The following is a 24464-nucleotide window of genomic DNA, read 5'->3' on the forward strand; positions in this document are numbered from 1 at the left end:
GCGTTAAATTACTACTATGGGGCCAGGGCATATTAAAACTTTCGAAATTGCCTGTACTGTAAGGATATTACCTATTCCAGCGCCTGTGCCCGCTCACCTGCGGCCCACGATAAAATTCAGCTTGCGCACGGCGTTTTCCCTCGTCGCTGCCGCTTCTGCCTCGCTCAGGCCTGCGCCCCGTGCTACCGCGAGGGCTCTTGCGCCGGTAATGAGATCCCCGGGCGCGTGCGAGTCAGTGTCCACTATCATCATGGCCCCCGCTTCCCTGGCGGTGCGCGCCACGTGGCCATTCGTCATGTTGTGGCCGCCCCTCGCCGTGATCTCCAGCAGGATGCCATTCGCGGCGGCGAGCCTGGCCTCTTCGACCGTGATGAAACCCGGGTGCGCCAGCACGTCCACGTCCTTGCAGCTAACCGCCGCCTTATTCGTGCCCGGGGCGACAGGCTCCGCAGGTGTCTCTCCGTGAACCACCACGATCTCAGCGCCCAGCTCTTTCGCCCTCTTCGCCAGCGGGGCGATGTGCTCCGGCGGCAGGTGCGTCAGCTCAACTCCGGGAATGACGACAATGCCGTAGCTCTCCTCCAGAACACGGGCTTTCTTCGAAGCTTCGATCAGCCGCTCCAGGTTCGTGTAGTCGGCGTGATCGGTGATGGCGATAGCCTCGTAGCCAATAACCTTAGCCCGGCGCACTAGCTCGCTGGGCAAGAGTTCGCCGTCGCTCAAAAGGGAGTGCGTGTGGAGGTCGATCATGAATGAAAGTAATTCATAGGTCTATTAATGCTTTTCGTGGCCGGGAGAAACCACAACGGCACAACGAACACAACGACCGAAACCACGACGGCACAACGGCACGGCGATTTAAAAAATTATTGTTTGCCGCCGCGCATGCGGATGATCTCTGTGCCTATCCTGCGCAGCAGGTCGGTTTTAGGCCCGATGTTGTCGATAAGCACATGGCCGCTCTTGTCCGCCCACGTGGCCGGGTGGGCTTTGTCTGTTACCTGCTCCGGGTGCAGCCCGAGCTTCTCTGCGGCCTTGACTATCTCAAATATCCGCGGCGCTCTGACCGAGCACGACATGGGCGTCAGCCTGCCCTCGTTCCGGGCCTTATTCGCGTCCAGGTACACGGGCCATATCACTATCTGGTGCTTTTCTTTCATCTCTTCGCGCTGCATCGGTACTATGTAAACCGCCATGCTCTATATGGCTTTCGGGCTGAAAGCGCGGGTGCTCTACTCACCATGGCGACTCGGGCATGGCGAGATACAATAACAAGCTCAAATAGTTTAACCACAGCGGCACGGCGACACGGAGATAATGCGATCTACTAAAACCAGGTGGTAACTGAAACCACGGCGGCATAGCGACACAGAGACGAATGCGATGACGTAACAGAGTACTCCCTTTTAAGACCACGGCGACACGGAGACAGTCCATTATATAAAAACGGTTTACTGGCCAGGTGTTTCAGTATCTCATTATGATCACAAAGCCGGTAACGACTTTCTATGGTAATTGCCGGTTTCTCCAGTATCGTAACAATAAGCGGATTGTCTCCGTGTCGTCAGTCTGCCGTGCCGCCGTGGATCAATAAAAAAGGAGCCTTGCTATTCGGGTACGGTTGTCTCCGTGCCGCCGTGCCGCTGTGGTTCAAATAACCATCCTGCCATCGTTTCTCGCACTGTCTCCGTGCCGCCGTGGTTAGAACATCTGCTCTCCAGTAGTCAGGATAAATAGCCATGCCGCCGTGGTTACTACTTGTCGTCTCGATGTGTCGCTGCAGTAGAAAAATTGATAGAGCGGATAAAAACTCAGGCGTCGGTCCTGGGCATGGGTGCCGGCACCTTGAGGACGTGGTCGGGCGAGGTGGCGACCTTCTCGAAGTCCGTCATCTCGCTCATGAGGATGTGGAGCTGCCGCTCGTCGATGGTCTTGGTGTCGATGCAGAAGACGACTCTGCTGTTGCTCATCATGATCCGGTCGTTCAGGTAGTGGATGAACTTGAGCAGGGTTTCGTAGCTGCTGCGCATCATCAGGTATTCCATGCCGTCCAGCAGGATTAAGCCGTCCTTGGCCTCGGACATGAACTTGTAAACCGTCGCGCCTAAGCTGGTCATGTTGTCGGGCTTGATGATGCTTTCGCCGGGGGCTCCTTCGCCGCTGTTGAGCCAGATGATCGGCGTCTTTTCGATGCCGTATTTTTCCCTGATCTTTTTCGGGTTCTGCCTGGTGATGCACAGGCCCTGGATGTTGTGCTTCACCTGGTCGGCGAAGACTTCCATGTAGTCCTGTCTCTTCTTCTTGTCGAACAGGTAGATGACGCCTGGCTCGAACCTGTATGCCGACGAGGTGTCGACCGAGGTCGAGTTCTCGGTGACCGGCACGACTCTCAGGCCGGTGATCTCCGAGAGGTCCTTGAGCGTGATGATGAAGCCGCTCTTGACTCCGTCCTTGTATAGCTTGGACGTGGACGTGGTTAGCTTGATGACTGAGCCGTCTTTGCACTTGAACTCTCTCACGTAGCTCTTGCTGTCTCCGAGGTCCAGCGTCGTTCCGGGCGGCAGCAGCGAGTTGACCGGGCGGCCTACGACTTCGTCCTGGGGGTATGATAACAGCCTCGAAGCGCTGCGGTTGAACGAGACGATGAGGCCCGAGGCATCCGTGGTCAGCATGGGGTCGGGCGACTCGTTGATGATGCTGGACAGGTAGTTGCTGGTGTCCTGTATCTTCTTGAAGAGCCTGTGGTTGTCCACTGCGATGCCCAGCTGGGAGCTGATGCTGAGAAGCTCTCGGGTATCGTTGGCTTCGAGGTCTCTCCCGGAAGAGAGGGTCATTATACCGACCACTTTATCCTTGACGGATATCGGCACGTTGGTGACTGCCCTGGTGCCGTCGCTTTCGTGCAGGTACTGGGTGCTGTCACTATAAAATATGCTGCCCTGGTCTACGATGGTGATTCCGGGGACGGTTTGCCTGTACCTGACTACCTTGCCTCTCTCGAAGCGGGTGACGGCCGCCCGGAGCTTCATCTCCGACGCGTCGTCCGAGTCGAAGAGGTAGATGGCGCCGGAGTCGATCTCGAGCAGGTTCAGGATGTCCCGGAGCACGTGATCCAGCATATCTCTGGTGTTGTCCGACTTGTTGATCGTAGAAGTGATGGAGCTGATGATCTCGAGGTGGCGATTGTTTTCTTTCAGGGTCAGCTCAGCTTGTTTCCGCTCGGTGATGTCCCGGGCGAACGTGCAGATGTATTCCCGGCCGTTGAACTCGAGGACGTTGGTCGTAATCTCTACCGGGAAGGCCTGTCCGTCCTTTCTCCGGTGCAGCGACTCGAAGGTCCACCTGCCGTGCTCTTTGAGCAGCTTCATGTGCTCGGGCCAGCTTTGCTGCGAGATATCTCCACTGATGTCCTGCACGCCCATCTTCAGCAGCTCGTCCCGGCGGTAGCCGAGGGACTGGCAGGCGGCGTCGTTCACGTAGAAGAAGTGGCCGTCTTCCCGGACCCAGAAGGCGGCGTCGGCCGCGTGGTCCACCGAGAACTGGGTAAACTGCAGCGCTTCCTCTGTCTGCTTCCGTTCTGTGATGTCCCGGAAGACCAGCACGGCGCCGATGGTGTTGTTCTTGTCGTCCCTGATGGGCGCAGCGCTGCTGTCGATGGCGATCTCGTTTCCGTTCCGGGCGATGAGGATGACGTCATTTTGCTGGATGGCGGCTGCGCCGTCTTTGATGATCCGGGTGACCGGGCTCTCCAGGGTCTTCCCGGCCTCGTCTATCAGGTTGAAGATGCCGAACAGCTCCTTGCTCTGCGCCTCCTCCTGCTTCCAGCCGGTCAGGTTTTCGGCGACCAGGTTCATGAACGTAATCCTGCCCGCCATGTCTGTGGTGATGATGGCGTCCCCGATGCTCCTGAGGGTGATAGACAGCCACCGCTCGCTTTCCTTGAGCCTCTTCTCCATCTTGTGCTTGTACAGGGCCATCTCGATGGCCGTGAGCAGCTCTCTCTCCTCGAAGGGCTTCAGAATGTAGCCGAAAGGCTCGGTGACCTTGGCCCGCTGAAGGGTGTTAGGGTCTGCAAATGCGGTGAGAAAAATGACCGGTATGTCGTACTGCCGCTTGATTTCTTCCGCCGCCTGGATGCCGTCCATCTCTCCTTTCAGGAAGATGTCCATCAGTACCAGATCCGGCTGTAGCTCCGCAGCTTTCTCGATGGCTTTTTCACCGTAAGCAACAACTGCCGGCACTTCGTACCCGAGGTTTCTCAGCCGGTGCTGGATGTCCTTCGCGACAATGCTCTCGTCTTCCACCACTAACAAGCGTGCATTAACCATCTTCACTTCGCCTCAACAGACTGCAGCATATGCCTGATGATCACAAACAATGTGCCATTATCTTTCTTTTCTGTTATATACTTCTTCTACCCAAATCGAAAGTAGAATCCGCCTCGGCGTCCCTTTCGAAAGCTTCCCACACTCCTCTCGGGTCATCTGCGGCGGAGGCGCTACCAGGGAAGCTTATGCCGATTCCTAACTAGCTTCGTCGACACCGACTTTAAACTTTATGGTACGGGGGCTCCTGCTCTTGCCCCGGCGCAGCGGCGCCGGCGGCGACAAATATTTCATCGATCATGCCGTGATTGATCTAAAATCTTCACGGTGATATTTTGCATAAGATTCAGGTTAACGTAGGGGCAAGCGTCACAGAGGCCAACAAGAGGCAGGCAGAAGAAAACCGCGAGCACCTCAACGATCACGGCATCAAAGCCATAGACATTCTCGGAGCCGTAGGCTCCGGCAAGACCATGCTGGTCGAGAAGCTGACTCCGGTACTGAAAGCCAGGGGCTTTAGAGTAGGCGCTATCGTCGGGGACTGCTACGGCGACGACGACTACCAGCGCATTCACTCGCTCAACATACCGGTCGAGAACCTCAACACGGGCACCGAGTGCCACCTCGACGCTCACATGGTGCACCACGCTCTCCATCACCTGCCGCTGGACGACCTCGACATTCTCCTCGTGGAAAACGTCGGCAACATGGTATGCCCCACCGACTTCCCCGTGGGCAGCCACAAGCGCGTAGTCATCGTCTCGGTTACCGAAGGCGACGACGTCGTCAACAAGCACCCGGCCATGTTCCGGGAATGCGAGATCGGCATCATCAACAAGGTAGACCTCGCAGAGGCCGTCGGAGCCAGCGTCGAGCGCATGGAAAAGGACATGAAGCGCCACAACTCGAACATCCGGATCCTGAAGACAAATCTCAAGAAAGGCGCCGGCGTCGACGAGCTGGCCGATCTCATCGTAAAATAAAGTATTTGTACGATGAGCGATTATCAAGCATAAACAACCTTGAAAGAGGTGATTCTGATGGCAGGATGTGGATGCGGCTGCGGCAGCAAGCCCAAGAAGGACGAGAAGGCAAAGGACGCAAAGAAGAAGAAGTAAGTTCTTCCTTCTGAGCCCTTAATACCTTTTTCTCTCTTACAATCCGGCCGCAAGGCCTTTCCTTTTTCTTTTAAAAATTTCTAAGCTCCGGCGATCTTTCGCCATTTGCCCGGCATACAGTAAACCTTATACCTTCGTGGCCCATACCCTTCACGTAAGAGCTTGCTCAAGGGGCGGTTACAATGGGTGGGAAGAAAGCTTGTCAAAGAATCCTCTCGGTAGTGCTTATGGTCATAATCGCATCGTCACTCGGCCTGGGTTCTCTGGCCTTAACTGCTACGGCCGGCACGCCGCACGACTATCTGTACATGGTCGACCCGATCTCCTTCAACATCCGGACGGTCGACACGGAAAACAACCAGAAGGGCCCGATTATCGAAGGCTTGATCGAGCCGCACGCAATCTCGGCTACTCCTGACGGCAAAACCGTTTTCGTGGCGGACAAGCACGGAATCAACGTCATCGATACTGCCAGTAATGCGGTGACCGGCCGGATAAACGGCACGCAGAATCTCTCTATCGCAGAGATGAAGGTCAGCGGCGACGCCACCCGGCTCTTCGTGGCGGACAAAGCACAACCCGTCATCTACGTGTTCGGGGTCGGCGATTATGGTCGGCTGTCCCAGATCAACGTCACTTCGGGCAAGAGCCCGCAGCACATCGAAGTAAGCCCTGACGGCAAGGTGCTGTATATCTCTACCGGCAATCGCATCGAGACCTACGAAACGGGCACAGGAAACCGGGTTAGCGAGTCGGGCTTCGGAAACGTCAACGCGATGGCGCTGGACCCGAATGGCACCTACCTGTACGTGGTGACCGGCGATACGAACCCGGGCACAGTCAAGGCCATTAAGACTGCCGATATGTCTGAAGAATGGTCCACGCACGCCGGGCCCAATCCGCAGAGCATCTGCGTATCCCCGGACGGCAGGCTGGTCTTCACCGCCAACCGGGACGACCTCTCCGTGTCGGTCATCGATACCGAAGAGAAGGGCTGGATGAAGGACGTATATACGGCGCTGTACCCGCACCGTGTCGTCGTCACCTCTGACGGACGCAGCGTCTACGTCGTGTCGGAACTCGGCATCGTCAGCAAGATCACGGTCTCCGACTTCTCGGCTAAGAACGTCCAGACTGACCTGGCCGTGGATGAGCTGACCGTTGCCCGGATAGACGGCAAGCTCTACGCTCCTCCCGCCACTCCGACTCCTGTCCCGGCGACCCCGGCCCCCGAGCCTGCCACTCCAGTGCCGACCGTCGAGCCCGCTACGCCGACGCCGACCGAAGTGCCGGTAGATGCTACTGCAATGCCGACCGAGGCTCCGGTAACCCCGACGCCCGGGTCAAAGAGCACCGCCGGCTGCCTGGGACTGCTGCTACCCCTGCTGGGCGGTATTGTAGTAATCGGGCCAGTCGCGGACGCTATTCGAAGAAAGAGGCTGAAGTAGTCATTTCCTGAACGTATTGACAGTCTGGAATGGTTAACATGACGGACACAACGTACACGACGGACACGACGTTAATACAAATAGTCTGCGTAGTCAGCTTTATAATAAAACGTTGTGTACGTCGTGGCCGTCGTGTACGTAGTGTTAACCGATCCGGCATTTGTCTGTAATTTTCATCATAGTAAGGCCGTCGCCAGCCATGCCATAGCTATCTATTTATTCGTATAGCTCAAATGCTGTCCGCACATGAAGGGCTGGTAAAAAGCCGGCTGGTGACTCTGTGACCTCAAATGATACTTTACGGCTGCGACCCGGGGCGATCGCGGTCCTTACATCCTGTATGATGCTACTGCTGGCAGGAGCTTTAAGCCCGGCAGCAATCGCTGCAGACACTACTGATTATCTATACGTGACCGGCGGGGATGCCGGCCTGCGGATTTTTGACGCCGAAGTCGGGACTATCGAGAAGACGATACCTGGCAGTGGCTCATGGGCTGCCATGGCAGTGGGCAGCAACGGCCGGTGCATCTATGCGGCGGCAGATAACTCTCTCGAAGCCCTGGATACCTCGACCGACACGATCTTTGCATCGGCAAGCTACCCGGGCGCCGCCTCTCATGTCTCCTGCATGGTGACCGGAAAGGATAATCTGCTCTACGTGGCGGACAGCTACCACAGATTAATCAGCGTCTACGACCCTGATCTCACCCTGGTCCGCACTATCCAGGCCAACCCCGGCTCTGACGATCCTGAAGTTGATGGCTACCTGCCGGTATATCTTGCAGTAAGCCCCGACGGCAGCCGGCTTTATGCGGGCTGCGCCTACGGGCGGGGAAGCGATGCGGCATCGATCTCTTCGGCTGACTATGCTCTCCTGATCTTTGACGCGCAGACGGGGGAGAAACTGAAAGCGCTGGGCTTGCATGCCGCCGACAGCTCGGGTAACGCAGCGGAGGAGAAATATCGCCTGGCGTCGATGGAGATCACTCCTGCCGGGGATTACCTGTGGCTGGGCGTCTACCGGGCGGATGCCTCTGGCAAGCCTCTCGAAGGTACCAGCCAGCTCCTGGCGATGAGCCTCCCGGTGACTGACACCTCCGAGAGCCGGGCGATGTACGTTCCCCCGGTACCTTCCGACATCGTCGTGACTTCGGACGGAAGCCAGGCATACGTGCTGGCATTCTACAACGGGGAAGGGGGGCTGATATCATACGATGCCATAGGCTTCCAGGTTGCCCGCCTGTACACGCTGGATAATGTCAATATCCGGTATGGGGCTATATCTCCCGATGGTGGCAGGCTGTATCTATCGAACGACAGGGGCTACTCGATCGTCGATGCCGGGAGCGGCAGCGTCACAGACATCACTGCTTCGGGTCCGGTTAACAAACTGGCTCTGGTCCGGAAGACTGTAACGCCAACTCCGGTGCCGGTAACACCTACCCCAATCCCGGTTACTCCCACCCCTGCCGAAGTACCCGTTTCACCGACTGTAGTACCCCCCCAGGTTACTCCGGTGGCAGGCGCCACGACCTCTCCGTCTGTTCCGGCAGGGGTTACACCCACTCCGGTCCCGCTGCCATCGAATGACTCCGGTAATCCGTTGAGCTGCCTGGGTGTGCCTCTGTTAGGCTTCGGAGCAGTCGTACTCCTCGGTCCCTTACGGGATGCTCTTAAAAAGATGCGTCTGAGGTAATCCGGTTTCCTCGAAAGCGCCCTGTATCAGGGCGCTCACGTAATGATTTAGCGCCCGGGCAATACGAAATATTTATATTATAGAACCTGTTTATTGTCACAACGGTTTCAGTCGCGGGATCCGTTCCCGCCGGGATGTGGCCTATCCATCAGGATAGGATAGGTTGAACCACGAAACACTACTCAAAGGAGACACGAAACTAATGGTAAAGTCAGCATACAGCTACATACGCGATGCCTGGAAGAACCCCAGCAAGACGTATGTCGGCGAATTATTCTGGGACCGCCTCCAGGAATGGAGAAGGGAGCCCACAGTTGTCAAGATCGACCGCCCCACCAGGCTCGACAGGGCGCGAGCACTTGGCTACAAGGCCAAGCAGGGCATCATCGTCGCCAGGGCGCACATCCGCCGCGGCGGCCGCCGCAAGTCCAGGTACTCCAGAGGCAGGAAGTCCAAGCACATGGGTCTCAGGACTCTGACCAGGCGCATCAGCATTCAGAGGATGGCCGAGGTCAGGACCAGCCGCAAGTTCCCCAACATGGAAGTTCTGAACTCCTACTGGGTCGGCCAGGACGGCAAGCACAAGTGGTATGAGGTAATCCTCGTAGACCCCCACCACCCGGGTATCGCCAGCGACAAGAACCTGTCCTGGATTACCAAGGGCACCCACCGCGGAAGGGCAGAGAGAGGCCTGACCAGCGCTGGTAAGAAGGGCAGAGGCCAGAGAAGGAAGGGCAAGGGTACCGAGAAGAACTACCCGTCCGTCCAGGCTCACGGCCGCAGGGGCAAATGATCCACTATATCCTGTTCAGAACGCAGGCACACTCAACAGAGGAACCCTCGAGGGTCAGACAGGCCCTCGAGAACGTTCTTCCACAGGATACTCCGATCGAAACCCTCGAGACCGAAGGCTACTTCGGCAACCCTATCACTATTTTTACTGCCCGGCTGGAAAAGAAGGCCGCGACGCAGTACATGCAATTTTTACGTGACAAGCTGCCGGAGGCCGACCTCAAGGAGCTGATCTCGGAGCTTCCGGAGAGGGTCAGTGAAGACTGCACCTTTTTCCTGCGCCTGTCCAAGCAGGACGCCTATCTCGGCGACGTGAGGATCACGTACGCTGAGGATGCAATAGCGCTAAAGGCCAAAGTGGCCGCATACCCCGCTAAGTACGAGCTGGGGCTCAAGCTGATCAAGGACTACTTCAATGCCGGCGAGTGAGCAAGAGCTACACTATTACGACCTGAATACCCACCCCTACCCGGAGGGCTCGAGTTCCGTCTCGAGAATGGCCCTCGAGGCCGGGAAACTGGGCCTGTCAGGGATCTGTGCTTCACCCCATCACGACTTCTACAATGCTAAGGAGCCGCTGCCGAAGGGCTTCCGGGTGCTCCGGGGGGTGGAAGTGGTGCCGGCAAACGCTAACGAAATGCGCCGGCTGGTAGAAAAGTACCGCAACCGGGTCGAAGTGCTCGCCGTCCACGGGGGCGACGAGGCGATCAACCGGGCCGCCTGCGAGGATGGCAGAGCCGACGTGCTCACCCACCCGCACGACGGCGGCAAGACCAGCGGCATCAACCACATCATAGCCAGGCTGGCAGCCGACAAGCAGGTCGCCATAGAGTTCAGCCTTAATCCGATCATTCACATCCGGGGCGGGACCCGGGTCCGCACCCTCTCCAGCTACCGGGCTAACTTTGCCCTCGTCAGAAAATACGGGGCTCCCTACGTGATCACTTCCGGGGCTATGTCTCACTATGATTTGCGAGACGCCCGCAGCATGATCGCGATGGCGAGATTGTTCGGCCTGAACGAGGCCGAGGCGATCAAAGGCCTCACTTATTATCCTGAGCAGATCATCCGCCGGTCTTCGGCCGGCTACGTCATGGACGGCGTCGAGATAGTCGAGAAACAGGGAGGCGACGAATGAAGATATTACCCTCTTCCCTGCGGGAAAAGAAGCGGTACATCGCTTTCAAGGTCATCACCGAGAGCGGCGATCCCGTCGACCGGAAGGTGCTGCTGGACGAGCTTTACTTCGCCACCCAGACCCTTCTGGGGGATGCCGGCAGCAGCGAGATCGGCTACAGGCTCATGGACTTCGACGGTATCCGGGGCATCATGCGGGTAAACCACGGGGCTGTGGAGCTTGCCAGGGCGGCTATTGCCACTGTGTATGTCATAAAAGGCACTCGCGCTCACATCTTTATCTCCGGCGTATCGGGTACGATACGGGCTGCAACAGAAAAATATATTGTTCCAGAAAACATAGCTTCCACTAATATCCTTTCTATACAAATTCGCCATGGGCGCATGTCCGGAATTGCAGTGAGGGAGAAGGGAGATGAAATTGATATTGTTCCGGACGAAAGGGAGGTGCTGAAACGCGGGAACACCCGCTATCTCAGCCTGACCTCTTCTGACACAGTAACTAATCAACAGGAGTGAAAGACAAGATGCAGCAGATGACACCACAGATGATGGGCTACGACCGGGCTATCACCGTGTTCAGCCCAGACGGCCGGCTGTTCCAGGTTCATTACGCGCAGGAGGCGGTCCGCAGGGGAGCGACCGTCATGGGCCTGAAATCGAAAGATGGCATCGCCCTGCTGGTGGACAAGAGGATCTCCACCAAGCTGCTCGAGGCAGAATCTATTGAAAAAATCTTCAAGATCGACGATCACATAGGCGCCGTGGCCTCAGGCCTTGTGGCCGACGGGCGCGCACTGGTCGACCGGGCACGCGTTGAAGCCCAGATTAACCACGTCACCTACGACGAGCCGATCAGCATCGGAATCTTAGCGAAGAAGATTTCTGATCATATCCAGCAGCTCACCCAGTATGGCGGCATGAGGCCGTACGGCAGCGCCCTGCTTATCGCCGGCGTCGACGAGTCCGGCCAGCGCCTGTTTGAGACTGACCCTTCCGGTGCCCTGTACGAGTACAAAGCTGTCTCCATAGGCGCCAACAGGAACACCGTCATGGAAATGCTGGAAAGCCAGTACCGGACAGATATGTCTCTGGAAGAGGCAGTCATCCTGGGCATCAAGGCCCTGTACAAGTCGATGGAAGCCAAGGCCGAGATCCCGACCATCGAGATCGGCATCATCGACGCGGCGACCCGCAAGTTCCGCAAGCTGTCGGAGAGCGAAGTCAAAGACTATATAGCAAAGGCAGATATAAAGAAGCCGGAAGCAGAAGCGGCGGCCAGGCCAGAGAGAGAAGAGTGATCAAGTATGGTGACGCTCGACAACGCGGTCGTAGCGAGGCTGAAGACTCACGGTGAGCACTTCGAGATCCTCGTCGACCCCGATGGTGCACAGGAACTAAAACGTGGTGCGCCGATCAAGATCGAGGATATCCTGGCCGTTGAAGACGTTTTCTCCAACGCGTCCAGGGGCGACCGGGTGCCGGAAGAAGACCTGGTGAAGGCCTTTGGTACCACCGTCGTTTTCGAGATCGCCCGCAAGATCATCACAGAAGGCGAGATCAACCTGACCGCCGAACAGAGGCACCGCATGATGGAAGAGAAGCGGCGCCAGGTGGTCACCTTTATATCTCGGAACGCGATCAACCCGCAAACTATGACTCCTCATCCGCCACAGCGCATCGAGCGTGCCATGGAAGAGGCGGGCGTCCACATCGATCTCACCAAATCAGTAGAAGAGAACGTCAACATAACGATGAAAGCCATTCGGCCCATCATCCCCATCCGCTTCGAGGAAGTCAAGATCGCCGTCAAGATACCCGGGAACTATGCACCCAGGGCTTTCGGGGAGATCACGGCTTTCGGCAAGCTTGTGCGCGATGAGTGGCAAAACAATGGCACATGGATTGGCGTTATCCAGATACCGGCGGGCATGCAGCCCGAATTTTACGATCTCGTCAACAAGCTGAGCAAGGGTGAGGCAGAGACCAAGCTGCTCCGCTGAGTAAGAGGAATAGACATGTCTGAAAGAGAACTGGTAGTTCCAGGCGATCTGCTCGGAGAGGACCCGAAACTCGCGAGCCACGGCACTTATGTGCAGGACGGCAAAGTATACGCGGCCAACTTCGGCCTGGTAGACCGCCGGAACAGCATCAAAGTCATCCCATTATCGGGCAGGTACATTCCGGCCCGGGGCGACCTGGTCATCGGGAAGGTCACGGACGTGACGTTCTCCAACTGGATCGTCGACATAAACTCCCCCTACGAGGGCCTGCTCCATGCATCGGAGTACCCGGAGAGGGTGGACCAGAACAACATGACCAAGTACCTCCACGAAGGTGAGCTGATCATCGCCAAAATCTCCGACGTTGACCCGTCGATGAAGGTTGAGCTCACGCTGCGGGAGGAACACCTGAAAATTCTCAAGGACGGCAGGGTCATCGAGATCTCCCACGTGAAGATCCCAAGGGTGATCGGCCGCAATGGCTCCATGATTAAGATGCTCATGAAAGATTTAGATTGCAGCATTTTTGTCGGGCAGAACGGCAGGATATGGCTCAAGGGAGATGACAAGAAGGCAGACCTCGCCATCCGCACCATCTTCAAGATCGAACGCGAGGCGCATACGTCGGGCCTGACTGACAAGATCAAGGAGTACCTGAAAAACGAGCTTGAAGTTATGAGGAATCAAAATGAGTAAGCCAGAGAAACTAATCGTGGATGGGAAGAGGCTGGACGGAAGAGGGCCGTTCGACTTACGCCCCATCAAGTTCCAGGCAGGAGTGCTCAAGCGTGCAGACGGCTCCTGCTATCTAGAGTTTGGCGGCAACAAGGTCATGGCCGCCGTGTACGGGCCCAGAGAAGTGCACCCGAGGCACCTGCAGCAGGCATCTAACGCCATCGTACGCTACAGGTACAACATGGCATCGTTCTCCGTTGAAGAGAGGAAGAGGCCGGGGCCGGACCGGAGAAGCATCGAGATCTCCAAGGTCAGCAGAGAGGCGCTGGAGTCCGTCGTCCTTAAAGAGCTTTACCCCAGATCGGCTATCGACATCTTCGTCGAAATCCTGCAGGCCGACGCAGGCACCCGTGTTGCGGGCATCAACGCCGCATCGGTCGCGCTCGCAGACGCAGGCATCCCGATGAAGTGCCTGGTTTCTGCATGCGCAGTTGGTAAGGCAGATGACACGATCGTGCTCGACCTCAACAAGGACGAGGACAACTACGGCCAGGCCGACCTGCCCATCGCTATGAACCAGTTCGGCGAAATTACGCTGTGCCAGATGGACGGCCACCTGACCTCGGACGAGTTCAGCACCGCCATGAACATGGCCATCGAAGGCTGCAAGAAGCTCCACGAGCTGCAGAAGCAGGCGCTGGTCGAGAAGTACGCGAGAGGCGTCGCCCCGATTGCAGTGGATGTTCCCGAAGCGGGAGGCGAGACCAATGAGTGAAGATGTTATCGCAGAAATCAAGCGAGACTATATATACAGCCTCGCCAATCAGGGTGACAGAGCGGACGGTCGTAAACTCGATGAGTTCCGCCCCATCTCAGTGGAGACCGGCGTAATCAACAAGGCCGAAGGCTCCGCCAGGGTCAAGATCGGCGACTCTCAGGTCGTCGTTGGTGTGAAAGTCCAGCCCGGCGAACCTTTCCCGGATACCCCGGACTCCGGTGTCATCATTACTAACCTGGAACTTGTGCCGCTGGCATCCCCGACGTTCGAAAGCGGTCCTCCGCGTGAGGACGCGATTGAGCTCGCACGTGTCGTAGACCGTGGGGTGCGCGAATCAGGCGCAATTGATTTATCTAAGTTATGTATTGAAAGTGGTCAGAAAGTCTGGATGGTCTTCATCGATGTCCACGTTCTGGACCACGATGGCAACCTGATGGATGCGGCCTCGCTCGGCGCTATCGCAGCGCTGAAGGCAACCAGGATCCCGAACTCCAAGTTTGGCCTCGGCGAGGACGTCAAGCTGCCCCTGAACGACGTGCCAATCGGCGTTACGGCGATCAACATCGGCGGCGCAATCATGCTCGATCCGAGCCTGGACGAGGAAAGTGTAGCGCCCTGCAAGCTGACGGTGATCACCAACAAGGAAGGCGCCATCTCGGGCATGCAGAAGAGCGGCGTTGGAACCCTGACGCCAGATCAGATTAATCACATCATTCGCCTTGCCAAAGAGAAGGCGAACGTACTCAGAGAAAAACTGGAGGGAATTCAGTAATGGTAACAAAAAGTGCAAAGGGAAGGAAGACCCGCAGCGCAGGCCGTTTCGGCTGCAGGTACGGCCGTAAGGCACGCAACCTGGTCGCCGACATCGAAGGGAACATGAGGCAGGCTCACAAGTGCCCGAAGTGCGGACGCATGTCCGTATGGAGAGAGGGCACCGGCATCTGGTCCTGCATCAAGTGCAAGTACTCGTACACTGGCGGCACCTACCTGCCCCAGACCCCGAGCGGCAAGACGGCAGCCCGCACCATCAGCAAGCTCGCGACCACTGTCAAGGGTGAGTAATCGATGGTTTACAAGTGTGCACACTGCAAGCAGACCGTAGAGGTCGACAAAGACATGAAGGGCGTACGCTGTCAGTACTGCGGCCACCGTATACTGATCAAAGAGCGGCCGACCACCATCAAAAGAGTGCCCGCCGCTTAAGGCGCGGGTGCTGGCAGCATAATGCACACACTATCGGTCGAGTTTGAGCTCGGGCGCCTGGCTCAGCCAGCTTTTGAATCTTTGCGCCCTGAGCTGCAGGCTATACCATCGGAGCGCTCGAAAGTATCGCTGGAACTATCCGGCGATACCCTGAAGCTCTTCGTCGTCGCCGAAGACGTTGTCTCACTGAGGGCAGCCATCAATACCTGGCTCCGCCTCATCAAGATCGCAGAGGACATGTTTAATACCAGGGTGACTTCATCATGAACGAACTACCACCGCAGATCCAGAACCAGCTGGCCCAGATTCAGCAGGTGCAGCAGCAGGCGCAGGCCCTGATGCAGCAGAAGGCTCAGGTCGAAATGCTGCTCAGGGAGACTGAGCGCGCTTTCGAAGAGCTCCAGAAGACCGAAGAGGGCGCCGAAGTCTACAAGGGCGCAGGCGAGCTCCTGATCAAGGCCAGGCGGGAGGATGTGCTCAAGGACCTCGAGGAAAAGAAGGACAACTTCGACGTCCGCCTCAAGTCTCTCAGCCGCCAGGAGGAACGCCTCCAGGCACGGTTCAACCAGCTCCAGGAACAGCTTAAGTCCGCGCTGGGCAAGATGCAGGGCCAGGGCCCCGCAACGGGCGGCCGGGCCGAGTAAACGGCTGAGTTAGCATATGCAAGAAGAAGAGATCATCGACGCGGTCTACCAGGCCGTCGTCGATCACATCTATTCTGTCGTCCCCGCCAAAAGGGTAGTCGACCTGGACATTTCCATCGGCATCGAAGGCAAGGACCTTACCATCGATATCACGCTGGTTACCGACCGTACCCAGGAGATCGACCAGAAAACCATCGAAGAAGCCATCAAGGTCGCGACCGAAAAGGCCGACGAGCTAATGGCCAAAAACGCTTAATTTTTCCATTCACTAGTTTGACTACCAACGCCTGCAGTATGCGCTTCTTTTTGTTTACAACGGTGGCACGGCTCCTAAACCCGACAACAGGAGCGCAGATGTTCTAACCACGGCGGCACAGCGACACGGCGACAATTCGAGTAACGATGACAGGATGGTTATTTGAACCACGGCGGCACGGCGACACAGAGACAACCCGTACTCGAATAACAAGGCTCTCTTTTTATTGATCCACGGCGGCACGGCGGGCTGAGGACACGGAGACAAATATATTTTGCTTCATTAAGGATATTAAACGAAAGTCCGGCTGAATCGATTGGATAGTAAGCATATGATTAATGCTCTGTCTTGGTGTCGCCGTGGACCTAAAAAAGAGTTCACTTATACCGGTTTATGAATGTCTTGGTGTCGCCGTGCTGCTGTGTTGCATTATTCTTATCTTCATGTTCGCCTTTTGAACGCCTGCAGTCGCAGGCGTTCTCGAGGCGATGCGATGACGATCGCTGCGCTGTGCCAGGATCACAGATTGAAACGGATTGCACTGATTTCACAGATGACCTTAGAATAAAATCGGTAGACGGCAAATCCATTTCTCATCGATTAGAATCTGTGCAATCTGTGGCATCTGTCAGAATCATCAGATTCTGCGTAATCTGTGATCCTGGCACAGCGCAGCGATCGTCTTGCTGAGTCACTCCACCTGCAATAGCTCGGCCCAAAGAAGAGAAAATGAATTATGCAACACAGCACCGCCGTGCCGCCGTGGTTCAAATATTTAATCTACTGTAGTCCGGATAAGGGGCCGTGCCGCCGTGGTTGAAATAACCAGGTGGTTTGTTTTGAGTCGGTCCGCCTCCGTGCCGCCGTGGTGAGTAATATACGATCATAACGCATCTTCTCTGAGTTGTAGCGCTTTCGTGAAAAAGCTCGAAGTGGCATAATACAGAAGGATATTGGCCGAGATCATCCCTGTCAGGAATATGGCGATGAAGATGCTGACCTGTATGGCTGCGGCCTGCACTGGGTCGGAGCCGCTGAGGAGCATGCCTGTCATGACGCCGGGTATCCAGACGAGGCCCAGGTTTTTCATGTTGTCTATCGAAGGGATAAGCGCTGACAGTATGCCTTGCTTTAAACTGTGTTCCGTGGCCATGCGAGGCGACGTTCCCAGCGCCAGGTATGCCTCGACTTCGCCTCTGCGATTGCGTAGCTCTCCTCTGTAGCGGTCGATGGCGAGGGAGCTGACGTTCATGGCATTGCCTATGAAGATACTGCCAGTTGGTATCAGGTACCTCGGCTCGAGGGGAAAGATCCCGAGCAGGAAAAAGGGGACTACCATCGCCATCGATGTGACGGCTATCGAGACTACTGCGGCTGGAAAGATAAGTTCCAGCTTGCCTGCCCTTGTATACGTGGTATAGCCTGCCACGGCGGCCATGGCGAGCAGAATCAGGAGACTCCAGTAAACTGGCAGGTTGAACATCAGGATGATGACGGACGATAAGATAAGTATCTGGACGATCGCCCGGGCACCGGAAATGGTGACTTCTTTCCAGATGTGGTACCTCGCTGCCAGCACTGCAGCCAGAAGTAGCAGGGCGATGGCAAGCCCGAATCCCAGTACTATGACCTCAACCATGCTCTTCCCTCAGCTTGCCGTCCTCCAGGACGTAATTGTGACGGGATATCCTCCTTGCCTGTGCTTGGTCATGTGTCACCCACAGCATTGTCAGGTGACGCTCTGACTGTAATCGCAAGAGCAGGCTCTCCACCTTTTCGGCCGAAGCTTTATCCAGCGCCGAGGTCGGCTCGTCCAATAATAGAGCTTCGGGCTTGTTGGCCAGTGCCCTGGCGATGCAGACCCTCTGTTTCTCGCCCACTGAGAGGTGGGCTGCATCTGCATCCATGAGCTCGCCGGGTATCGCGGCCTCGGCTGCCAGCGCTTCGATGTCCGCGTCCGTGTTCCAGAGTTTCGTTCCAAAAGCGAGATTATCCCTGACGCTGCCTTTGAAGACGACCGGTATCTGGAATACCATGCCCACCCGTCTCCGGAGCTCTCTGGGATCGTAATCCTTGATGTTTGCCGAGTCGAGGAGAATTGTGCCAGAATCAGCCTCAGTCAGCCGGTTTATCAGCCGCAGCAGGGTCGATTTGCCCGCTCCAGACGGTCCCATGATGGTGATGAGCTCTCCTTTGAGGACATTGAGGTTCACACCTCGCAATATCTCCGATCGGACCGATGTTCCCGCCTGCCTGGTAACGGTCCTGTACACGTTCCGGAGTTCGATGTGGGGCTCTGCCATGGGGGTATCACGACATGAGACTGTGGTATTTTCGGGGATATCACTTTTAATCCCTGAGCGGGCGAAAAGTCGGGGAGTCCGGCGTAGAGCCCGTATGATCGCCGGGAGAAGAAGTCGTTAAATAGAATAGGGCGGCGGTGTAATGGCCCGCCGCTGCCATGTTCCCTTTTGCAATACCTCATGCAGCTGCTACACTGCACCAAACAAATTTAACGGTGCCAATATGGAATTAACACCTTCTTTGTTGCTGCATTGTTGCGTTCTTCAGCTATTCCGCGTTCGACAGCTGTACGATGCTAGATCTCAGTGGGTTTGAACACCCTCTTCAATGTACTTTTAGCGTTCGTATGCTTTCGGTATTCGACAACTGTACGGTGTCAGACTTCAGTGGGTTTGAACACCCTCTTGGGTTACTGGTTCTTAGCGTTCGTAGGCTATTCAGGCTTTGATAGCTTTACTTTGCTAATTTTCCGTAGGTTTAAACACCCTCTGCAATACATTTTAGCGTTTGTAGGCTATTCGGTTTTTTAATAGCTTTACTTGGCTAATTTTCAGTGGGTTTGAACACCTTCTTGCCGTTGCGTTTTCGCTTTCAAACACTCTTTAGTGTTTGACAGCTTTTCACAGGTATATTACCAATAGTCTATTGGATTCTAAGCCATAAATACTTGCCGCTGGGGTAAAAAACGCCTTACCGCTATCTATTTGTAGGCTGAGAGAGATACATATCTATTTACAAAAAATGGCGGGCTTGCGCCCGCTAAGAAAGACGTTTAATAGTACATGTCCCTGGTGACGAAGAGCCCGAGTTGCTTACGCTTGTCAATGGTCTCTTTAGCCATCTTCTTCTTGGCCAGTGCCAGCTTTTGCAGTAATCCTAAGCCGGGCTTTACCGTGCTTATGTCCTTGACTTCCAGCACGCCGTCTGCCTGCGCTCCGCCGAGCAGTTTCTCTCCTCTCCGGGTCCTGACGAAGATCGTGTTCCAGCCGGGCTCGGATCCTATCGAGCCGACAGAGATGTCTGCGTACTCCGCCGTGAGGTCAGGGCAGACGTGATCGCCGTCCTGGGCGTACCTCGCTGCTTTCTTGATCGGCACTTCTCCGGTTTCATTGTCCGCCTCTATGATAAACTTGCCACCTCCCAGGTGTAACCGGTTCATCATCTCGAGGGGCATACCCCCATAGCCCTCGACGATGCCTCTCGTGCCTTCGTGCGGGAAGTTTTCGCTACAGAATATGCCTATCAGGTAACGGATCTTGTCACCGACATGGCGGCCTCCGAACGGGTACAGCTGCATCTTGCGGACAGCCACTGCCTGGCAGGGCAGCCCTACGTACGCTACGTTTTCCAGCGCGTTTTCCCTGACCGCATCCTTGAGCTGGAACACGCTTGGAGACAGCTCGTACACGCTGCCAGCGCAATCGAGGATTTCTTCCCTTGTAGTAGCGACAACCTGGCCTGCATGCCAGTTACGACTTGCTCTCTTCGTCAGGACAGCACCGTCGATCTCTCCATTTTCCAGGGCATAGCAGAGCAATGCCGTGACAGCGCCCCCATCCTGAGCCACGTCTCTGATCTTATCCGATGTGGAGCGGGCTGTAAAGACGCTCCTGTACTTTCCGAATCCCTCGCCGGTCATAGTTCCTCCAGCATTCTGTTCATCATATCTACCGGCTGGAAGCTCCGCGGGCACTGGGCATAGCATGCGCCGCACTTGACGCACCTCTCCCAGTTGATGTTCGGGCGCCCCAGTACCATATCTATAGCCCGCGTCGGGCAGGAAAAGGCGCATGCACCGCACCCGATACACAGCGCGTTCTCCACGATCTTAGAGATGAGATCGCAGCCGCAGGAGAACCCTCCCATGCCCTCGGTCGTCAGGTATTTCAGGTAATCCGTATCTCCCTCGACGAACGCCCGGATGATGTTGTAGGCCATCTCCGGGCCGGGAGGGGACCCCGGTACGAACGCATCTACTTTAACAAGGCGGCTGATCTGCGGGAAAGACTCGTGCTGGGGCTGCGGGCTCTGTCCTCCCCTGGAGAAATTATTGATCGTAGCCGTGCTGGAACAACCGCCCCAGGCTACCAGGAACCCGGCATTCTCCCGCGCCTTTTTGAGAGATTCTATGCTCTCCTTCGACTGCAGGCAGGCTGCGCCGTCGACAAAGACGAGGTCGACTTTGGGCATCTCCGTGGCATCCATAAGAATGGTCATGTAATCTATGCTGACCATGTCCATCATGTCCAGCACACGCTCGAAGTTGTCGAGAAACGAGATCTCGCAACCCGAGCAGGCCGCCAGGTGCAGGTATGCAAACTTCGGTTTGGTCATACCCATCCTCCCCTGCTGTCGGAGTACCGATCAACGACGTGACCATCCTGTACGATAATATAATGTGTGGCACAGGAGATGCAGGGATCGTAAGACCGCATGACCCACTGGGCCCACCTGTGATGGTATCCTTCCGTCGCCCTGCCAATGGCTGGGATGCTCCACATAGTTGCCGGCATGGCTTTGTAGAAGGTGATCCGGCCGTCCTCCACTCTGGTAATATGGACGTTAGTCCCCCTGGGCGCCTCGTTCACGCCGATGCCCAGCTGACCCGAGCCTCTGGTCACGGGCTGGTTGATGGTCCGGGCTCTGGTATCGAGCGTCCTCAGGATCTCTTCGGCCCTGTCCCTTCGTAAAGTGATTTCAATGAGCCGCGCGCGGTTCAGGGCCATCGTGCCTAACTCTTTGTAGCCCCTGTACTTCCACAGCCTGGCCCTGGGCCCGACTTCGACCGGTTTGCCTCTGATCATCGGGATGACGGTGCACGCCTCTGTGCCGATGTCCTCTCCATAAAATGGCACCGGCAGCATTTCCGAATAGTCCTGGTAGTACTCCCGCCGGAACACATCCGATCTTCCGTAGATCAGGTCCGTCGCCATCAGCGGCATGTCGTGCACGCCAAGGCCGGGCGGTACCTCAGAGGCATCGAAGGCCCGCTCCATAAACTCTCGCTGCTCATCCCAGATGCCCTTATAATCCATTATCAAGTCCAGCAGCCTGCGCCTCGCAGCTTCGCTAATGTTTCGCTGCATACCACCCACCCGTATATGCGGGGAATGTATCGCCTCGCCTCCCGTGACCTCGCATACTGACTGCCCGATCTTCCGCAGCTTCTGGATCCGGATCAGCGCCTCTTTTTGCCCTTCTGCGTCCTTGACAAAGTCCGGCAGGATCAATATCTGCTGCAGCGGATGATCATGCAGGTGGTTTCCCAGGTTGCACAGTTCTCTCAGCAGCAGGCCATGACGGGGCGGAGACACGCCGATCGACTGCTCGATCGCCTCCGATGAGGCCGTAGCGTGCGTGGGCGGGCAAAGGCCGCAGAAACGGCTCGTGGCGACAGGCGCAAACTCCATCGCTCTGCCTACCAGGAATTTTTCGAAGCCCCGGACGAGTACCAGGCTCAGGAAGTGTCCCCGGGTCACGATGCCTTCATCGTCGACCTCCAGCACGAACTTCCCGTGGCCCTCGTTACGAGTGGTCGGGGCTATTACCACCCTTTCAGCCAAAAATAATCACCAAAATATAGTAATGTGACAAATTTATAATTATTATCGATATATCGCACGAATTAAGGCGTAAAATGGTTTAGCGGTCCTTATCCTGCGTCAGGGGTCATAAAATAAAAAAATGTGGAGATTCAGGCAATTTTCACAGTCTTGCTGAAGCTCCCGATTTCGGTACCACCAGTCCTGATCGTGACCTGGAGGGTGTAATCTCCAGCGGTGGACACACCTTTATATTCGGCCGGTATGTCCGCCTTGAACTCAACGCGCTTGGTCTCGCCGGGGTTGATGTTCAGGTTACTGAAAGTATAGTCTTTGCTTCCGAGGGTCGTCTGGCCCACGACTGGCACCGCCCTGCTGGCCGTGACTGAGGTAGTTACATCGTTGATAACTGAGCTGCCTGTGTTCTTGATCGTGACGAAGCCGGTAGCCTGCTCTCCCCTGGTAAAGGTATCCTTGTCCGTGCCATAATTCACAAGCTGAGCCGACATGCCCTGCTGGCCGGTCACAGCCACCGTTGTCGGAACCACTGTGGCAGCAGGGGTCGGAGTCGGAGTGACCGGCGTGGGGGACGGGGTCGATACTGTCCTGGTACCCACAATGATGGTCGGGGCAGCAGTGCCCTCGCCTCCTGGTGCATATGCGGTCGGGCCGACTATCGGAGAAGGTGTCCCTGCCGGAGATGCCGCCAGGCCGGTATCCTGTGCCTGGCCATAGGGGGACATTGCCCAGATCGCCGATCCAACGATCGCAGCGACTGCCAGAATGATGATGATCTTATCTCTCTGATTCACAACACTCACCAAAAAAAGGTATAACTACACGAAGTTCACACTATTCTGGAGTTTGAGCGAAAAAATAAAAAAAGAGCGCGTTCGAAGTAATACGTCCTGGGGTGCCGGTATTACCGTCAGACGCTGTAAACCGGGAGCCTTTTTAAAAAGGCTCCTCTCAGAGACTCTTAAAATCTAAACAACCTTGATATCCTTGCTGAAATTACCGATTTCTTTGTCTCCGATGCGGACTACAATCTCGAACTGGTAATCGCCGGCAGTATTAAAGCCCTGATAGCTCTCCGGAATCACGACAGATATCTCCACGCGCTTCGTCGTGCCCGGCTCAATGCCCTGTTGATCGACAGTGTAAGTCTGGTCGTCGATCGCGTGGATCTTACCGATAAACGGCCTGGTTGTGTAGACGTTTACTATAAAATCCACTCTTTCGATAGGTACTTCGCCCGTATTCCTGACCTCTACGTAGCAAGTTGCAGTATCGCCGCGGTTGTACGTGTCCTGGTCCGTACCGTAGCCGACCATTTCGGCATCCATGATGCCCGATACCGGTGTCGGAGTTACATCAGCCGCCGGTGTCGGAGTTACATCGGCCGCCGGGGTTGGAATGACTACGGCCGTGCCGTGGATGGGGGTATACGTATCTGGTTCCTGTGTGGGCTCCACAGGGTATCCGGTCGGGCTCTCCGTCGGCCAGGGCTCCGGAGTCGGAGTTACATCTCCCGGCAACCCAAAGTTACAGCATATGCAGCCCGATATGGTCAGCCCTAACAATACGCAGGTGACGGCCGCCAGGCCGGTGATCATATTTTTCAGCAGCATTATCCTATCACTCCTGTCCTTCTTTGTTAATGATTCTGACACCCTTGCCAATGCTGGTAATGTACGCTTCTGAAATAACCCCGGCGCTCTCGAATCTTTTCCTCATCGACGCTGCCACGTCGAAGGATTTTTCTTCCGGGCAGAGGGCCAGCATCGTCGGGCCGGACCCGCTGATTGCCACCCCGTATGCGCCAGACTCCAGAGCTCCCTCTCTGACGCTGTCATAGCCTTTAATTAATGGCGACCTGTAACGTTCATTGAAGGTGCCCGTGAGAGATCGGCCTATGATCCCGGGGTCCTTTTTAGCTACGCCGGCCATCAGCATCGACGCCTTGCCCACGTTCAGCACCATCTCGTGTAATGGCACCTGCTGTGGCAAAATGCCCCGGGCGGCTTTCGTGCTCACCACGATCTCTGGCAGGACTGCAACTACCCCCATTGGTGGCATCTCCACATGCTCCACATAATTATTGCATACCAGCGTCAGGTCTCCCATGATGCAGGGTGCCACATTATCCGCGTGGACAATCCCTGCCGCGGCCACTTCTCCCCGGGCGGCAATCCAGACCAGCTCTTCTTTCGTGTATCCCAGGGAAAATAGCTCGTTGATGGCGACTGCAGTGCCCGCGGCCGGTGCAGCGCTGCTGCCCAGGCCGCTCCCGGGCCTGATGCCGCTCTTGATCGTGATCCTGACCTTCTGGCCCATCTCCAGGGCTACCAGGCCTGCAGTATTCTTTTCGGGCTCTACCGGGATGCCCTCTGCACCCCGGCCTTTGATGACGATGGACAGCTCGTCCGCTTTCTCGACAAGGATAGTGTCGCCCGGGCTTTCGAGGGCTATGCCCATAACGTCAAAGCCAGCCCCCAGGTTGGCGGAGGTGGCGGAAGCCTTCACAGTGATCGAATCCATAG

At 56.2% G+C, this 24464-nt stretch carries 28 protein-coding genes; 17 read left to right on the top strand and 11 right to left on the bottom strand.

Features of this window, described 5'->3' with window-relative positions:
* Positions 1-93 precede the first annotated feature (93 nt).
* The 3 genes from ACPLPM_RS05935 to ACPLPM_RS05945 form a co-directional block, all read right to left on the bottom strand.
* Positions 94-750, bottom strand: coding sequence for a histidinol phosphate phosphatase domain-containing protein (locus ACPLPM_RS05935; protein ID WP_424359323.1), 657 nt, complete (start codon positions 748-750; stop codon positions 94-96).
* 116 nt (positions 751-866) lie between these two features.
* Positions 867-1175 (bottom strand): signal recognition particle subunit SRP19/SEC65 family protein, encoded by a 309-nt coding sequence (locus ACPLPM_RS05940; protein WP_424359324.1) that lies wholly within the window; start codon positions 1173-1175, stop codon positions 867-869.
* A 636-nt stretch (positions 1176-1811) separates the two neighbouring features.
* Complete coding sequence (locus ACPLPM_RS05945) at positions 1812-4328, bottom strand: PAS domain S-box protein (RefSeq protein ID WP_424359325.1); 2517 nt, start codon at positions 4326-4328, stop codon at positions 1812-1814.
* A gap of 332 nt (positions 4329-4660) precedes the next feature.
* Here ACPLPM_RS05945 and hypB point away from each other — a divergent pair, with 332 nt between their 5' ends.
* The 17 genes from hypB to ACPLPM_RS06030 all read left to right on the top strand — a co-directional run bounded on the left by hypB (position 4661) and on the right by ACPLPM_RS06030 (position 16075).
* Positions 4661-5308, top strand: coding sequence for a hydrogenase nickel incorporation protein HypB (gene hypB, locus ACPLPM_RS05950; RefSeq protein ID WP_424359326.1), 648 nt, complete (start codon positions 4661-4663; stop codon positions 5306-5308).
* A 362-nt stretch (positions 5309-5670) separates the two neighbouring features.
* A complete protein-coding gene (locus tag ACPLPM_RS05955) occupies positions 5671-6891 on the top strand; it encodes a YncE family protein (RefSeq protein ID WP_424359327.1) in 1221 nt (406 codons plus the stop codon).
* A gap of 340 nt (positions 6892-7231) precedes the next feature.
* Positions 7232-8587 (top strand): YncE family protein, encoded by a 1356-nt coding sequence (locus tag ACPLPM_RS05960; RefSeq protein ID WP_424359328.1) that lies wholly within the window; start codon positions 7232-7234, stop codon positions 8585-8587.
* Positions 8588-8789: 202 nt separating this feature from the next.
* Positions 8790-9380 (top strand): 50S ribosomal protein L15e, encoded by a 591-nt coding sequence (locus ACPLPM_RS05965; RefSeq protein WP_424359329.1) that lies wholly within the window; start codon positions 8790-8792, stop codon positions 9378-9380.
* Positions 9377-9808 carry an RNA-binding domain-containing protein gene (locus tag ACPLPM_RS05970; RefSeq protein ID WP_424359330.1) on the top strand — a complete coding sequence of 144 codons (432 nt, stop codon included), beginning with the start codon at positions 9377-9379 and terminating at the stop codon, positions 9806-9808. Before ACPLPM_RS05965 ends, ACPLPM_RS05970 begins: the two co-directional genes overlap by 4 nt.
* Positions 9795-10517: a ribonuclease P protein component 3 gene (rnp3, locus tag ACPLPM_RS05975; protein ID WP_424359331.1), complete on the top strand. Its 723-nt coding sequence runs from the start codon at positions 9795-9797 to the stop codon at positions 10515-10517. Before ACPLPM_RS05970 ends, rnp3 begins: the two co-directional genes overlap by 14 nt.
* Entirely contained in the window at positions 10514-11035 is a 522-nt protein-coding gene (locus ACPLPM_RS05980) for an Rpp14/Pop5 family protein (protein WP_424359332.1), read from the top strand. Before rnp3 ends, ACPLPM_RS05980 begins: the two co-directional genes overlap by 4 nt.
* Before the next feature lie 8 nt (positions 11036-11043).
* Positions 11044-11817 carry an archaeal proteasome endopeptidase complex subunit alpha gene (gene psmA / locus ACPLPM_RS05985; protein WP_424359333.1) on the top strand — a complete coding sequence of 258 codons (774 nt, stop codon included), beginning with the start codon at positions 11044-11046 and terminating at the stop codon, positions 11815-11817.
* 6 nt (positions 11818-11823) lie between these two features.
* Positions 11824-12519 (top strand): ribosome assembly factor SBDS, encoded by a 696-nt coding sequence (locus ACPLPM_RS05990; protein ID WP_424359334.1) that lies wholly within the window; start codon positions 11824-11826, stop codon positions 12517-12519.
* A 15-nt stretch (positions 12520-12534) separates the two neighbouring features.
* Entirely contained in the window at positions 12535-13215 is a 681-nt protein-coding gene (gene rrp4 / locus ACPLPM_RS05995) for an exosome complex RNA-binding protein Rrp4 (RefSeq protein ID WP_424359335.1), read from the top strand.
* Positions 13208-13969: an exosome complex exonuclease Rrp41 gene (rrp41, locus tag ACPLPM_RS06000; RefSeq protein WP_424359336.1), complete on the top strand. Its 762-nt coding sequence runs from the start codon at positions 13208-13210 to the stop codon at positions 13967-13969. The genes rrp4 and rrp41 overlap by 8 nt, the downstream gene beginning before the upstream one ends.
* Entirely contained in the window at positions 13962-14744 is a 783-nt protein-coding gene (rrp42, locus tag ACPLPM_RS06005; protein WP_424359337.1) for an exosome complex protein Rrp42, read from the top strand. The genes rrp41 and rrp42 overlap by 8 nt, the downstream gene beginning before the upstream one ends.
* On the top strand, positions 14744-15034 hold the full coding sequence (locus ACPLPM_RS06010; protein ID WP_424359338.1) for a 50S ribosomal protein L37ae: 291 nt from the start codon (positions 14744-14746) through the stop codon (positions 15032-15034). Before rrp42 ends, ACPLPM_RS06010 begins: the two co-directional genes overlap by 1 nt.
* Positions 15035-15037: 3 nt before the next feature.
* The gene (locus ACPLPM_RS06015) at positions 15038-15175 is read left to right on the top strand and encodes a DNA-directed RNA polymerase subunit P (RefSeq protein WP_424359339.1); all 138 of its coding nucleotides are present in this window, start codon (positions 15038-15040) and stop codon (positions 15173-15175) included.
* 21 nt (positions 15176-15196) lie between these two features.
* Positions 15197-15442, top strand: coding sequence for a KEOPS complex subunit Pcc1 (locus tag ACPLPM_RS06020; protein ID WP_424359340.1), 246 nt, complete (start codon positions 15197-15199; stop codon positions 15440-15442).
* Complete coding sequence (locus ACPLPM_RS06025) at positions 15439-15819, top strand: prefoldin subunit beta (protein ID WP_424359341.1); 381 nt, start codon at positions 15439-15441, stop codon at positions 15817-15819. The genes ACPLPM_RS06020 and ACPLPM_RS06025 overlap by 4 nt, the downstream gene beginning before the upstream one ends.
* Positions 15820-15835: 16 nt before the next feature.
* A complete protein-coding gene (locus ACPLPM_RS06030) occupies positions 15836-16075 on the top strand; it encodes a DUF3194 domain-containing protein (protein ID WP_424359342.1) in 240 nt (79 codons plus the stop codon).
* A gap of 883 nt (positions 16076-16958) precedes the next feature.
* On the opposite strand, the gene ACPLPM_RS06035 is transcribed toward ACPLPM_RS06030, so the two are convergent.
* From ACPLPM_RS06035 to ACPLPM_RS06070, 8 genes are all read right to left on the bottom strand, one after another.
* Positions 16959-17714, bottom strand: a complete 756-nt coding sequence (locus ACPLPM_RS06035) for an ABC transporter permease (RefSeq protein ID WP_424359343.1) — start codon at positions 17712-17714, stop codon at positions 16959-16961.
* Positions 17707-18378: an ABC transporter ATP-binding protein gene (locus ACPLPM_RS06040; protein WP_424359344.1), complete on the bottom strand. Its 672-nt coding sequence runs from the start codon at positions 18376-18378 to the stop codon at positions 17707-17709. Before ACPLPM_RS06040 ends, ACPLPM_RS06035 begins: the two co-directional genes overlap by 8 nt.
* A 773-nt stretch (positions 18379-19151) precedes the next feature.
* On the bottom strand, positions 19152-20018 hold the full coding sequence (locus ACPLPM_RS06045; protein ID WP_424359345.1) for a Coenzyme F420 hydrogenase/dehydrogenase, beta subunit C-terminal domain: 867 nt from the start codon (positions 20016-20018) through the stop codon (positions 19152-19154).
* A complete protein-coding gene (frhG, locus tag ACPLPM_RS06050) occupies positions 20015-20713 on the bottom strand; it encodes a coenzyme F420 hydrogenase subunit gamma (protein WP_424359346.1) in 699 nt (232 codons plus the stop codon). Before frhG ends, ACPLPM_RS06045 begins: the two co-directional genes overlap by 4 nt.
* Positions 20710-21942: a coenzyme F420 hydrogenase subunit alpha gene (gene frhA, locus ACPLPM_RS06055; RefSeq protein ID WP_424359347.1), complete on the bottom strand. Its 1233-nt coding sequence runs from the start codon at positions 21940-21942 to the stop codon at positions 20710-20712. The genes frhG and frhA overlap by 4 nt, the downstream gene beginning before the upstream one ends.
* A 131-nt stretch (positions 21943-22073) precedes the next feature.
* Positions 22074-22733 (bottom strand): hypothetical protein, encoded by a 660-nt coding sequence (locus tag ACPLPM_RS06060; protein WP_424359348.1) that lies wholly within the window; start codon positions 22731-22733, stop codon positions 22074-22076.
* 174 nt (positions 22734-22907) lie between these two features.
* A complete protein-coding gene (locus tag ACPLPM_RS06065) occupies positions 22908-23552 on the bottom strand; it encodes a hypothetical protein (protein WP_424359349.1) in 645 nt (214 codons plus the stop codon).
* Between the two features lie 7 nt (positions 23553-23559).
* Positions 23560-24462, bottom strand: a complete 903-nt coding sequence (locus ACPLPM_RS06070) for a homoserine kinase (RefSeq protein WP_424359350.1) — start codon at positions 24460-24462, stop codon at positions 23560-23562.
* Positions 24463-24464 lie beyond the last annotated feature (2 nt).

Source organism: Methanocella sp. MCL-LM, from assembly GCF_049676595.1.
Lineage (GTDB): Archaea > Halobacteriota > Methanocellia > Methanocellales > Methanocellaceae > Methanocella_A.